Genomic DNA, 12,474 nt, shown 5'->3' on the forward strand with positions numbered 1-12,474 from the left:
CGTGCGTGGTCAAAACCGGGTCATCGGCCGGACCGCGTGGGCCAGGTCGAGGAGCCGGCCGTGTTCGCCCGCGGTGCGGGCCTGGGCGGCCAGTTGCCGGAACGAGTGCTCCAGCCGGGTGCGCAGGCCGTCCTCGTCCCCGGGGCCGAGGAGTTCCCCGGCGGGGAAGTCCGGTCCCCAGCCCTGGGCCGGCCGGCCGTGCAGGGCGTTCTCGCGGACCTCCGCGACCAGCCGGGCCCGGGACTCCCCGGCCGCCGCGCCGCCGTCCAGACGCAGTTCGGGCAGCCGCCGGACGGCGTCCCGCAGGCCGGCCGGGGTGGGCGGGTCGCCGTGCAGGACGCCGGCGCGGACGCGGACGGCCGCGATGCGGGCGGCGTCGTGGTGCCGGGAGGTGGCGGGCACCTCGTCGAGGACGCGGACGGCGGCGTCCCGGTCGCCGCCGGCCAGGTGGCCGCGGGCCAGGCCGAACGCGGCGGCGGTGTGCGCGGAGTCCCGTTTCCAGACGGCTTCGTAGTACCGCATGGCCCGCGTGGGGCGTTCGCGGTCCGCGGGCCGGGAGCCGGTGTGTTCGGCGCAGTAGCCGAGGGCCAGCTTGGGCACGTACTCGCCGGGCAGGGCCCGGTAGACGGCGTCGAAGCGGGCGCCGGCCGGCTCCACCTCGCCCTTGCTGAGGTGCAGCACGCCGTGGTGCCAGGCGATGCGCCAGTCGTGGGCGGCGCGTTCGCCGAGCTGGGTCTCGGCCTCGGCGAGCCAGCTCTCCGCCGCCCGCTGCTCGCCCTTCCTGAGGTAGGCGCGGCACAGCCACAGCGCGGTCTCGGGGGTGCCCAGGCGGGATTCGCGGGGCCACTGCCGGGCGACCCGGTCGGGGGCGTCGGGCGGGAAGGTGTCCAGGAGCAGGGCGGCGCCGTCGTCGGGGTCGGGCAGCGGCTCGGGCAGGGCTCCGGCCACCTCGGCGGCGGGCGGCGGGGAGACGTCCAGGCCGGCGGGCCGCTCGCCGGGGCGGGTGGTCCAGTGGTCCAGGGCGGGGATGGCGCCGAGTCCGGCGTCGAGGCTGGCGCCGGTCGCGCGGAACCGGGTGGAGCTCTCCGGCAGTTGCTCGCCGAACTGGAGCGAGCGGAACTCCCGGAGGACCTCCCACAGCTGGCGGGACATCTCGGCGGCGGAGCGGAACCGGGCGCGGGGTTCGGCGTGGGTGGCGCGGGCGATGAGGCGGCGGAAGGAGTCGGGGGCGAGGCCGCGGGCGGGTTCGGTGGTGCGGGCCAGGGCCTGGAGGGTCATGCCGACGGTGTAGAGGTCGCTGTCGACGTGCCAGCCGCGCCGGTCGATCTCCTCCTGGGGCGGGGCGTAGCCGGCCGTGTGGACGTAGGCGGAGGTGCGGTCGCCGATGGCGCGGACGGCGCCGAGGTCGATGACCTTGACCGCCCGGCCGAAGTGGATGACGTTGGCGGGTTTCATGTCGCAGTAGAGCAGCCCGCGTTCGTGCATGTACTGCAGGGCGCCGAGGATCTTGCAGCCGTAGGTGAGGACGTGGTCGAGCCGGGGGCGGCCGTGGAAGGTCCGCTCGACGTCGTCGGCGTCGAAGAGCTGTTGCAGGGAGCGTCCGCCGATGTAGTCCATGACCAGGTAGCCGGTGGGCGCGTGGCCGGGGGCCCGGTGCTCGGCGTAGGTGATGATGCGGACGATGTCGGGGTGGTGCAGGCCGGTCAGGGAGCGCCGCTCCTCGACGGCGGTGCGGCGGGCGAGGGCGTCGTGGACGTTGATCTGGCCCTTGAGGACGACCCGGTGGCCGTCGGCGCGGGTGTCCTCGGCGAGGTACACCCAGCCGAGGCCGCCGTGGGCGAGGCAGCCGAGGACCTTGTAGTGGCCGGCGACGACGTCGCCCCTGGTGAGCTGCGGCCGGAAGGAGTAGGGCGTGCCGCAGCGGGGGCACCGGCCGGTGTCGCGGGCGGGCTGGCCGCCGTAGCCGATGCCGATGGTCATGGTGCAGCCGTTCGCGCCGCAGCGGCGGCCGCCGGTGGGCGGTCGCGGGTCCTCGACGAGGACGTCGTCGGGGACGGGGACCTCGGGCAGCACGACCAGGCCGTGCTGGTCGAGTTCGCCGATGCCGGCGACGGCGTGCACGGCCGCCGGGCCGGGTGGCTCGGGCTCGCCGGCGGTGCCGGCGGGGGGCCGGGCCGGCGGTGCGGTGCGCGGTTCTGCGTGCCGGTGGCCGCAGGTGTCGCAGTAGCCGGTGCCCATGATGCGGCCCGCGCAGCCGGGCCGGACGCACGAGGTCACGAGGCGCCCTCCTCACCGGGTGGGGTGGCGGAGCAGAAGCCGACGAACCGCTCGACGGCGGCCTCGGCCCGCTCGATGTCGCAGGGGGTCTGCCGCAGCAGCGAGACGGCCTGTTCGTAGAGCCGGTACGCCGCCACGACCCGGTCGCCCTGCGCGGCGGCGCGCTGCCGGCACAGCGGCCACTCGGCGCCGACGCGGCCGAGGAGTTCCTCGCGGCGGCGCAGCCGGGCGTCGAGCAGGCGGACGGCCTTCTCCAGGCGGCTCCGGCGGCGGCCGACGGCGCCCTCGAAGGTGAACAGCAGCCCGGCGCGCGCGGGTTGGCGTTCCTGGTCGGGGGCGTGGTCGATCCAGGCGCGCAGCATGCGGCTGCGCCGGACGCCGGCCTCGGCCCGGTCGAGCAGCAGCCGGGCGCCGGGCGGGGGCAGGACGCGGTCCCGGCGGGCGTCGAGTGCGGGCCCCAGCTCGTCGGTGATCCGGTCGAGTTCGGTGTGCAGGCGGGCCCAGCGCTCGCGCAGTGGCCGGTGCACGAGGAACTCGGCGGCCTGCTCGGCGCGTTCTCCCCGCTCGCGGAAGACCAGCAGCAGCCGTGCGCCCTGCCGGGCGAGCCGGTCCAGCAGGCCGAGCAGGGCGTCGGGGTCGGCGGCCTCGTCGACGGCGACCAGGACGGCGGCGAGCGGGAGGCGCAGCGTGCCGAGCCGCTCGGGCCGGGGGTCGTCGCGGATGCCGAGGCGTTCGGCGATCCGGTCCATGACCTCCGCGGCCGTCAGCCCCTTGACGTCCAGGGCGAGGTCGTGGGCGCCGGCGGGGGGCACGGTCTCGGGCGGGTCGTGGCTGACGGCGCTGGTGTTGCCGTGGGTGCGCAGTTCGCGGTCGGCGAGGGTGACGGCCCGCCGCAGGGTCCAGGCGCGGTCCCCGCGCGCGGGGACGACGGTGACGAGCACCGGCCAGCCCTCGCCGCGGAACCAGGAGGCGAGTTCGGTGGCGAACGGGACGTCGAGCCGGCCGGCGGCCGCGCCGGTGCCGGTGCCGGTGCGCAGCCGGGGGTCGACGGCCTCGGCGCCGTCGGTCCAGGCGGCGACCTGCGGCAGATGGCTGAGGATGGTCTCGGTGGGGCTCATGTAGCTGAAGGCGGAGCCCGGCCCGTCGTCGACGCTCAGGACGATGCCGATGACCTGGTCGGTGGCGTGGTCGACGACGCCGCCGCCGCTGAAGCCGTCGTCGGCGAGTTCCTCGGGGGTGAGCGGGCGCAGTTGCACCTGGCTGTCCCGGCCGCGCGCGGCGACCAGGGTGGCGCCGTGCCAGCGCCCGCCGTCGTCGCCGCGCGGGAAGCCGTACATGCTGACGGGGCCGTGGGGGGCGGCGAGCCGGTAGAGGCGGGTGGCGTGCGCGGCGGGCAGGGGGGCGTCCAGGCGCAGCAGGGCGAGGTCGCCGCTGCGGTCGCCGAAGGTGTCCTCGCTCTGGGGCACGTGTTCGTCCGGGCGGACGGTGGCGGTCACGGCGGCGAGGCCGGGGACGCCGACCAGGCGGACGGTGTAGCGGTGGCCGGGGCTGGCGACGTGTGCGGCGGTGAGGACCCGCTCGGGGGCGAGCAGCACGCCGGCGCCCAGCACCCGGCCGTCCGGTGTCTCGATGCGCGCGATCCAGGACGGTGTCCGTAAGCGCGATGCGACGACTCGCTCCCCCGTGCGCGTCATGGTCCAGAGGTTACTCCGCGTACCCGCCCGGTACTACTGGTGTGCACGGGGTCGTCGCGGAAGCCGCACAGGGGCCCGAACACGTGAGCTATACACAGGGTGTATAGTCCCGGCATGCCTCTGACGACCGAAGCGACCCCGACACCCCCGTCCGCGAGCACCGGCGCGCCCAGGAAGATGCGCGGAACCGGCCGGAGGTTGCGTGGCTGGGCGCTCGCGTCCGCCGCCGCCTGCCTGGCGTTCACCCTGTCCGGGTGCGCCGAGGTCGACACCACCGCCCCGAGCACCGCTCGCGCCGAGGCGGCGCACGGGGCGCCGGCCCGGTTCGGGACCGTCGACTGCCGTCAGGCCAAGTGCATCGCGCTCACCTTCGACGCGGGCCCCAGCGAGAACTCGGCGCGGCTGCTCGACATCCTGAAGGAGAAGAAGGTCCCGGCCACCTTCTTCCTGCTCGGCAAGCGGCACATCGAGAAGTACCCCGAGCTGGTCAAGCGGATGGCGGCGGAGGGCCACGAGGTCGCGAGCCACACGTGGGACCACAAGATCCTCACCCGGATATCGGACGAGGAGATACGTGAGGAGCTGAACCGGCCCGACGAGGCCATCCAGCGGCTCACCGGGCACAAGCCGACGCTGATGCGCCCGCCGCAGGGCCGCACCGACGCCGACGTGCACAAGATCTGCAAGGAGCTGGGCCTGGCGGAGGTGCTGTGGAGCGTGACCGCCAAGGACTACACGACCGACGACCCGGCGCTCATCACCAAGCGGGTCCTCGACCAGTCGTCCCGGGACGGGATCATCCTGCTGCACGACATCTACCCCGGGACCGTGCCCGCCGTGCCCGGCATCATCGACGCGCTGAAGGCGCGGGGCTACGTCTTCGTGACGGTCCCCCAGCTGCTGGCGCCCGGCAGGGCCGAGCCGGGCGAGGTGTACCGCCCGTAGCGCCTCCCGGGGCTCAGAACACCACCGACCAGCCCTCGCGGGACGCCTGTCCGGCGGTGTAGGAGACGCCGTGGACCTTCAGGCCGGCCGCGTCGAGGAGGGTGATCTCGCCGCCCTGGTTGCCGAGCGGGGTCTCCTCGGTGAGCGGCACGGCGAGGCAGCCGCCGGGCGCGAGCGGGGCCGTGGCCGGGACCGGGGAACCGTGGCCGAGGCGGCTGACGATCCGCCAGCCGGTCAGGTCCACGGGCTCGGGCGAGGCGTTGAGGAGGGTCACGGTCTCCGCCTCGGGAGCGGGGCCCTTCGGGTTGACCGCCGCGGCGACGATCACCACGGGCTGCGCGCCGGACGTGGGCCGGGTGCCGTCGACGTCCTCCAGGGTGTGCCCGGTGGTGTCGTCGGTGTGCCAGGACTGGCTCTGGAAGGCCAGGAAGATGCCGACCCAGCGGGACTGCGCGGGGAAGCGCAGCAGAAGCCCGCCGTCCTGCCACACCCCGTCGTCGCCCCGGAAGCGGCGGCTGTTGCCCTGGTTCATGTGGACGTCGTGCACGCCGTTGCCCGGCAGGAAGCCGAACACCTTGTCCTTGACGGCGGGTTCGGGGCCGAAGCGGGAGCCGAAGACGTACGCCCGCGCCTCCGGGGCCGCGACCGCGCGCTGCACGTAGTGGTCGAGGAGGTCGGCGAGGTCGTTGTCCGGTCCCTCGACGTCCGGCGGGAGCGTGCGCATCCCGGCCGGGTCGAACAGGTTGCCGCGCACGAAGTCGAGGGCCGGGCCGCCGGGGCCGGCCGGCAGGGTGTTCCAGCCGCCGGGCAGGCCCTCCAGGGCGGTGGTCAGCGGGTGCCGGAAGTCGTCGGCGACCAGGTAGAGCAGTTCGGAGGGGTGCTCCTGGGAGAGCACGTTGACCGCGGCGCGGTAGTGCGTGCCGTGGTCGTCCGTCAGGTGGATCTGGTAGTGCGGTGTCTCCCGCGCGCCCTCGCGCCGTGTCTCGACGACGCGGGCCACCAGGACGCCGTAGTTCTTCACCGGCATGACGATCAACTCCCCCGTAAGACGGGCCGCTTGACCGGCCCGGGGCAGGAAGCGCGGAAGCGGTGTCCCCGTGGCACCGCCCGCGCACCCACGGCTCAAGGGTACGACTCCCGGCGGACACCTGCTACGCGAACGGGACGGCGCGGCGGCTGAACGCGCAGGTGACCGGGCCCCCTTGCCTAGGATCGTGCCGTGCCCACCATCTCCTTCGAACGCACGGTCCCGCTGTCGCCCGGCGAGGCGTGGCGCCGGCTCACCGACTGGCCGCGCCACGCCGATGCGGTGCCGCTGACCCGGATCAGGGTGCTCACGCCCCCGCCGACCCGTGAGGGCACGCGCTTCGTGGCCCGGTCGGGGGTCGGCCCGCTCGCCGTCGACGACGTGATGGAGGTGACGGTGTGGCGCCCGCCCGCCGGCGACGTGCCCGCGCTGTGCCGTCTGGACAAACGCGGGCGGCTGGTCCTCGGCTGGGCGGAGATCGAGGTCCACCCGGCGCCCGGGGGCCGCAGCCGCGTGGTGTGGCGGGAGGACCTGAGCGTCCGCTTCCTCCCCCGGGTCTTCGACGGCCCCCTGGAGTCGGCCTCCCGCCTGCTGTTCGGCCGGGCGGCGGACCACCTGCTGACCCGGGGGTGAGCCGGGGGCGGGCGCCCCCGCACGGCCCTCAGTCCCCGCGGCCCGTCAGGGCCACCGTCACACCCAGGCCGATCATCGTCAGGCCACCCGTTCCGCCGACCGCGGACAGCCGGCGGGGGGACCGGGCGAACCAGTCGCGGGCGGCCGAGGCGGCCAGGCCCCAGACGGCGTCGGAGATCACCGCGATGGCGTTGAAGACGAGCCCCAGCAGCAGCATCTGCGCGGGCACGTGACCCTGCTGGCGGTCCACGAACTGGGGCAGTACGGCGGCGAAGAAGACCATCGTCTTGGGGTTGGCCACGCCGACCGCGAACCCCTCCCCCAGGGTGCGCAGACCACCGCGCGCCGGGCCGGACTCCGCGACCGCGGCCCGCAGCGAGCCGCGCTGCCGCCACGCCTTGACGCCGAGGTGCACGAGGTACGCGGCGCCCGCGAGCTTCAGGACCGTGAAGACCAGGACCGAGCGCTCGACGACCGGTCCGACGCCGAACGCCACCGCGACGACGAGCAGGTACGCGCCGAGCGTGTTGCCCACGACGGTGGTCAGCGCGGCCCGGCGGCCGTGGGCCAGCGCCCGTCCGATCACGAACAGCACGCTGGGGCCGGGGACGATGATGAGCAGGAGGGACAGGACGGCGAAGGCCGCCAGCCGGTCGGGGGACACCATGCCGTCATGCAACACAGGGGCGGCGGCGGCCGGCAAACGCTTTTCAGGCCACCGACCCGATCCGTCCCGCCGTCCCCGCCGCCGTGTCGTGGTGGATGGGGGTGTGTCCACCGGTCAGCGGCACCCCGCTGCCGCCGCGCCGGCCCGCGACGATCTCCGCCGCGATGGACAGCGCCGTCTCCTCCGGGGTGCGGGCGCCGAGGTCCAGCCCGATCGGGGAGCGCAGCCGGGCCAGCTCCCGCTCGCCGACGCCGACCGCGCGCAGCCGCTCGGCGCGGTCCAGGTGGGTGCGGCGGGAACCCATCGCGCCGACGTAGGCGACCGGCAGCCGCAGCGCCAGCTTCAGCAGCGGGACGTCGAACTTGGCGTCGTGGGTGAGGACGCACAGGACGCTGCGGCCGTCGACCTCGGTGCGCTCCAGGTACCGGTGGGGCCAGTCGACGACGATCTCGTCGGCCTCGGGGAAGCGGGCGCGGGTGGCGAAGACCGGGCGGGCGTCGCACACGGTGACGTGGTAGCCGAGGAACGCGCCGATCCGGACCAGTGCCGACGCGAAGTCGATCGCGCCGAAGACGATCATCCGGGGTGCGGGGACGGCGGACTCCACGAGGACCGTGAGCGGGGTGCCGCAGCGCGAGCCCTGTGCGCCGATCTCCAGGGTGCCGGTGCGGCCCGCGTCGAGGAAGGCCCGGGCCTCGGCGGCGACCGTGCGGTCCAGCTCGGGGTGGGCGCCGAAGCCGCCGTCGTACGACCCGTCGGGCCGGACCAGGAGGGCCCGGCCGCGCAGTTCCCCGGGGCCCTCGGCGATCCGCGCGACCGCCGCCGCCTCCCCGCGGGCGGCGGCGGCCAGCGCGGCCGCGTACACCGGCCGGGCGGGACCGTCCGCCCGGACCGGCGTGACGAGGATGTCGATGACGCCCCCGCAGGTCAGGCCGACGGCGAAGGCGTCCTCGTCGCTGTACCCGAAGCGTTCGAGGACGGTGTGGCCGTCCTCCAGCGCCTGCCGGCACAGCTCGTACACGGCGCCCTCCACGCACCCGCCGGAGACCGAGCCGATCGCCGTGCCGTCGGCGTCCACCGCCAGGGCGGCGCCGGGCCGGCGCGGGGCGCTGCCGCCGACGGCCACCACGGTGGCGACGGCGAAGTCACGGCCCTGCTCGGCCCACCGGTCCAGCTCCTCGGCGATGTCCAGCATCTGTCGGTCTCCTCGAACGGGTCGCGGGTGTCAGGGTGGTCAGTGCACGCCCAGCCATGCCTCGATGGGATGGAGGGCGAAGTACACCAGGAAGACGGCCGTCAGGCCCCACATGAAGGCGCCGGCCTCGCGGGCCCTGCCCTGTGCCGCCTTGATGGCGGTGTAGGAGATGACGCCCGCGGCGACACCGGTGGTGATGGTGTACGTGAACGGCATCAGGACGACGGTCAGGAAGACCGGGATCGCGGTCGCGCGGTCGGCCCAGTCCACGTGCCGGGCGTTCATCAGCATCATGGCGCCGATGACGACCAGCGCGGCGGAGGCGACCTCCTGCGGCACGATCGCGGTGACCGGGGTGAAGAACAGGCAGGCCGCGAAGAACAGGCCGGTGACGACGGAGGCGAGCCCCGTGCGGGCCCCCTCGCCGACGCCCGTCGCCGACTCGATGAACACGGTCTGGCCGGAGCCGCCCGCCACACCGCCGATCGCGCCGCCGGCGCCGTCGATGAACAGCGCCTTGGACAGGCCCGGCATCCGGCCCTCGCCGTCGGCCAGTCCCGCCTCGGTGCCGACGCCGATGATGGTGGCCATCGCGTCGAAGAAGCCGGCGAGCACCAGGGTGAAGACGATCATGCCGATCGTCATCGCGCCGACTTCGCCCCAGCCGCCGAACTCCACCTGCCCGAAGAGCGAGAAGTCGGGCATCGAGACGGCGCTGCCGTGCAGTCGGGGGGCGCCGCCCGCCCACTGCGCCGGGGCGATGACACCGAGGCCGTTGAGGACGGCGGCGACGACCGTGCCGGAGACGATGCCGATGAGGATGGCGCCGGGGACGTTCCGGGCCTGGAGCATGAAGATCAGCAGCAGGGTGCCGGCGAAGAGCAGCACCGGCCAGCCGGCGAGTTCCCCGGCGGGACCGAGGGCGAGCGGGGTGGCCTTGCCCTGGTGCACGAAGCCGGACTTGTAGAAGCCGATGAGGGCGATGAACAGGCCGATGCCCATGGTGATGCCGTGCTTGAGCGCGAGCGGGATCGCGTTCATGATCATCTCGCGCAGGCCGGTGACGACCAGCAGCATGATGACCACGCCGTACAGCACGCACATGCCCATGGCCTGCGGCCAGGTCATGGCGGGGGCGACCTGCGAGGACAGGACGCCGGAGACGGAGAGGCCGGCGGCGAGGGCGAGCGGCACCTTGCCGACGAACCCCATCAGCAGCGTGGTGAAGGCCGCCGCGAACGCGGTCGCGGTGATCAGCGCCTTCTGGCCGAGTGTGTCCCCGGCGGCGTCCTTGCCGGACAGGATGAGGGGGTTGAGCAGGAGGATGTAGGCCATCGCCATGAAGGTGGTGATGCCGCCGCGCACCTCACGCGCGACCGTGGATCCTCTTCCGGATATGTGGAAGTACCGGTCGAGCCAGGACCGCCCGGCCGGGACGCGGCTGCCTTCGCCCGCGTCCTCGGCGGCGGTCCCGGGCTCCACTGACTGCTGGGTCATGGGCCAACTCCCAAGGTTCATAGGTGCACCCGTGCGGCGCCTTGTCCGGGCACGGGATTTGGGATTGGACGACCCGGGGGACGGCCCGAGACGAACAGTGGGGGCCCGGGGGGACGAGGTCCCCCCGGAGAATCACCGGCTGGATCCCCGAAGGGTCACGTTCCCGTCAGGTGTTCGGGCCGCACCGGCGTGCGGTTGAGCTCCAGCCCGGTCGCGTTCCGGATCGCCGCGAGGACGGCCGGGGTGGACGACAGGGTCGGGGCCTCGCCGACGCCGCGCAGCCCGTACGGGGCGTGCTCGTCGGCGAGTTCGAGCACGTCGACCGGGATGGTCGGCGTGTCGAGGATGGTGGGGATCAGGTAGTCCGTGAAGGAGGGGTTCCTGACCTTCGCGGTCTTCGGGTCCACGACGATCTCCTCCATCACGGCCACGCCCAGGCCCTGGGTCGTACCGCCCTGGATCTGGCCGATGACGGAGAGCGGGTTGAGCGCCTTGCCGACGTCCTGGGCGCAGGCCAGTTCGACGACCTTGACCAGGCCGAGTTCGGTGTCGACCTCGACGACCGCGCGGTGGGCGGCGAAGGAGTACTGGACGTGTCCGTTGCCCTGGCCGGTGCGCAGGTCGAAGGGCTCGGTCGGCCGGTGCCGCCACTCCTCCTCGACCTCCACGGCCTGGTCCTCCAGCACGTCGGCCAGGTCGGCGAGGACCTCCCCGCCGTCGGTGACGACCTTGCCGTCCTCCAGCAGCAGTTCCGCCGTGGCCCAGGCGGGGTGGTAGGAGCCGAACCTGCGCCGGCCGATCTCCAGGACCCGCTCGCGGACCAGCTCGCAGGCGTTCTTGACGGCGCCGCCGGTGACGTACGTCTGCCGGGAGGCCGAGGTCGAACCGGCCGAGCCCACCTGGGTGTCCGCCGGGTGGATCGTCACCTGTGCGACGCCCAGCTCGGTGCGGGCGATCTGCGCGTGGACGGTGACTCCGCCCTGGCCGACCTCCGCCATCGCGGTGTGCACGGTGGCGACGGGCTCACCGCCCACGACCTCCATGCGCACCTTGGCGGTGGAGTAGTCGTCGAAGCCCTCGGAGAAGCCGACGTTCTTGATGCCGACCGCGTAGCCGACCCCGCGTACGACGCCCTCGCCGTGCGTGGTGTTGGACAGTCCGCCGGGCAGCTGGCGCACGTCGGCGCCCTCGCTGGACTCCCACTGGCGCTCGGGCGGCATGGGCATCGCCTTGACGCGGCGCAGCAGTTCGGCGACCGGCGCCGGGGAGTCGACCGGCTGCCCGGTCGGCATGACGGTGCCCTGCTCCATGGCGTTGAGCTGCCGGAACTCCACCGGGTCCAGGCCCAGTTCCTTCGCCAGCTTGTCCATCTGCGCCTCGTAGGCGAAGCACGCCTGGACCGCGCCGAAGCCGCGCATCGCACCGCAGGGCGGGTTGTTGGTGTAGAGGGCGACGGCCTCGATGTCGACGTCGTCGATCACGTACGGGCCGGCGCTCAGCGAGGCGGCGTTGCCGACGACCGCCGGGGAGGCGGAGGCGTAGGCGCCGCCGTCCAGGACGATCCGGCACTTCATGTGGGTCAGCTTGCCGTCGCGGGTGGCCCCGTGCTCGTAGTGGAGCTTGGCGGGGTGGCGGTGGACGTGCCCGAAGAAGGACTCGAACCGGTTGTAGACGATCTTCACCGGCTTGCCGGTGCGCAGCGCCAGCAGGCAGGCGTGGATCTGCATGGACAGGTCCTCGCGTCCGCCGAAGGCACCGCCGACGCCGGCCAGGGTCATGCGCACCTTGTCCTCGGGCAGGCCGAGGACGGGCGCCATCTGGCGCAGGTCGGAGTGGAGCCACTGGGTGGCGATGTAGAGGTGGACGCCGCCGTCCTCCTCGGGCACGGCGAGGCCGGACTCGGGGCCGAGGAAGGCCTGGTCCTGCATGCCGAAGGTGTACTCGCCCCGCACGATCACGTCCGCGCGCCGGCGCGCCTCCGCCACGTCGCCGCGGACGATCGGCTGGCGGTGCACGATGTTCGGGTGCGGCACGTGCCCGGCGTGGTGGTCGTCGCGGTGCTCGTGGACGAGGATCGCGTCCGGTGCGGTCGCGGAGGCCTCGTCGGTGACGACGGGCAGCTCCCTGTAGTCCACCTTGATCTTCGCCGCGGCGCGGCGGGCCGTCTCCGGGTGGTCGGCGGCTACGATCGCCACCGGCTCGCCGTGGTGGCGGACCTTGCCGTGCGCGAGGACCGGGGTGTCCTGGATCTCCAGGCCGTAGTTCCTCACCTCGGTGGGCAGGTCGTCGTACGTCATGACGGCGTACACGCCGGGCAGGGCGAGGGCCTCGGAGGTGTCGATGGAGACGATCTCGGCGTGCGCGACGGTGGAGCGCAGGATCTGGCCCCACAGCATGTCCTCGTGCCACATGTCGGACGAGTACGCGAACTCGCCGGTCACCTTGAGGGTGCCGTCCGGGCGGAGCGTGGACTCCCCGATGCCGCCCCTGGTCTGCGACCCCTGGGTGATCTTGGTGGGTGCGCCGTTGGCCGGCATGC

General features: G+C 74.1%; 9 protein-coding genes. 2 read left to right on the forward strand and 7 right to left on the reverse strand.

The genetic code is table 11. The features are described 5' to 3' along the window. Positions 1 to 9: 9 nt before the first annotated feature. Together AB0947_RS00400 and AB0947_RS00405 are read right to left on the reverse strand one after the other, a co-directional pair. Positions 10 to 2,277: a tetratricopeptide repeat protein gene (locus tag AB0947_RS00400; RefSeq protein ID WP_366748052.1), complete on the reverse strand. Its 2,268-nt coding sequence runs from the start codon at positions 2,275 to 2,277 to the stop codon at positions 10 to 12. Further along, positions 2,274 to 3,971 carry a serine protease gene (locus AB0947_RS00405; RefSeq protein ID WP_366748053.1) on the reverse strand — a complete coding sequence of 566 codons (1,698 nt, stop codon included), beginning with the start codon at positions 3,969 to 3,971 and terminating at the stop codon, positions 2,274 to 2,276. Before AB0947_RS00405 ends, AB0947_RS00400 begins: the two co-directional genes overlap by 4 nt. A gap of 177 nt (positions 3,972 to 4,148) precedes the next feature. Here AB0947_RS00405 and AB0947_RS00410 point away from each other — a divergent pair, with 177 nt between their 5' ends. Beyond that, complete coding sequence (locus AB0947_RS00410; protein WP_366748427.1) at positions 4,149 to 4,916, forward strand: polysaccharide deacetylase family protein; 768 nt, start codon at positions 4,149 to 4,151, stop codon at positions 4,914 to 4,916. A 13-nt stretch (positions 4,917 to 4,929) separates the two neighbouring features. Here AB0947_RS00410 and AB0947_RS00415 read toward each other — a convergent pair whose 3' ends face one another. Continuing rightward, positions 4,930 to 5,943, reverse strand: coding sequence for a DUF2278 family protein (locus tag AB0947_RS00415; protein ID WP_366748054.1), 1,014 nt, complete (start codon positions 5,941 to 5,943; stop codon positions 4,930 to 4,932). A gap of 192 nt (positions 5,944 to 6,135) precedes the next feature. Here AB0947_RS00415 and AB0947_RS00420 point away from each other — a divergent pair, with 192 nt between their 5' ends. Beyond that, the gene (locus tag AB0947_RS00420) at positions 6,136 to 6,576 is read left to right on the forward strand and encodes an SRPBCC family protein (protein WP_366748055.1); all 441 of its coding nucleotides are present in this window, start codon (positions 6,136 to 6,138) and stop codon (positions 6,574 to 6,576) included. 28 nt (positions 6,577 to 6,604) lie between these two features. Here AB0947_RS00420 and AB0947_RS00425 read toward each other — a convergent pair whose 3' ends face one another. The 4 genes from AB0947_RS00425 to AB0947_RS00440 all read right to left on the reverse strand — a co-directional run bounded on the left by AB0947_RS00425 (position 6,605) and on the right by AB0947_RS00440 (position 12,472). Beyond that, positions 6,605 to 7,243 carry a LysE family translocator gene (locus AB0947_RS00425; protein WP_366748056.1) on the reverse strand — a complete coding sequence of 213 codons (639 nt, stop codon included), beginning with the start codon at positions 7,241 to 7,243 and terminating at the stop codon, positions 6,605 to 6,607. Positions 7,244 to 7,286: 43 nt separating this feature from the next. Beyond that, the gene (locus AB0947_RS00430; protein WP_366748057.1) at positions 7,287 to 8,438 is read right to left on the reverse strand and encodes an XdhC/CoxI family protein; all 1,152 of its coding nucleotides are present in this window, start codon (positions 8,436 to 8,438) and stop codon (positions 7,287 to 7,289) included. Between the two features lie 39 nt (positions 8,439 to 8,477). Further along, positions 8,478 to 9,935 (reverse strand): NCS2 family permease, encoded by a 1,458-nt coding sequence (locus tag AB0947_RS00435; RefSeq protein WP_366748058.1) that lies wholly within the window; start codon positions 9,933 to 9,935, stop codon positions 8,478 to 8,480. Between the two features lie 155 nt (positions 9,936 to 10,090). After that, positions 10,091 to 12,472: a molybdopterin cofactor-binding domain-containing protein gene (locus AB0947_RS00440; protein ID WP_366748059.1), complete on the reverse strand. Its 2,382-nt coding sequence runs from the start codon at positions 12,470 to 12,472 to the stop codon at positions 10,091 to 10,093. Positions 12,473 to 12,474: the final 2 nt, after the last annotated feature.

Origin of the sequence: Streptomyces sp. NPDC047841 (assembly GCF_040704085.1) — a bacterium.
Taxonomy (GTDB): domain Bacteria; phylum Actinomycetota; class Actinomycetes; order Streptomycetales; family Streptomycetaceae; genus Streptomyces; species Streptomyces argyrophylli.

Excerpts from the sequence above, each read along its gene's own strand:
- AB0947_RS00415 (WP_366748054.1), bottom strand. The coding sequence starts at position 5,943 with ATGCCGGTGAAGAACTACGGCGTCCTGGTGGCCCGCGTCGTCGAGACA.
- AB0947_RS00425 (WP_366748056.1), bottom strand. The coding sequence starts at position 7,243 with ATGGTGTCCCCCGACCGGCTGGCGGCCTTCGCCGTCCTGTCCCTCCTG.
- AB0947_RS00440 (WP_366748059.1), bottom strand. The coding sequence starts at position 12,472 with ATGCCGGCCAACGGCGCACCCACCAAGATCACCCAGGGGTCGCAGACC.
- AB0947_RS00430 (WP_366748057.1), bottom strand. The coding sequence starts at position 8,438 with ATGCTGGACATCGCCGAGGAGCTGGACCGGTGGGCCGAGCAGGGCCGT.
- AB0947_RS00435 (WP_366748058.1), bottom strand. The coding sequence starts at position 9,935 with ATGACCCAGCAGTCAGTGGAGCCCGGGACCGCCGCCGAGGACGCGGGC.
- AB0947_RS00405 (WP_366748053.1), bottom strand. The coding sequence starts at position 3,971 with ATGACGCGCACGGGGGAGCGAGTCGTCGCATCGCGCTTACGGACACCG.
- AB0947_RS00410 (WP_366748427.1), top strand. The coding sequence starts at position 4,149 with ATGCGCGGAACCGGCCGGAGGTTGCGTGGCTGGGCGCTCGCGTCCGCC.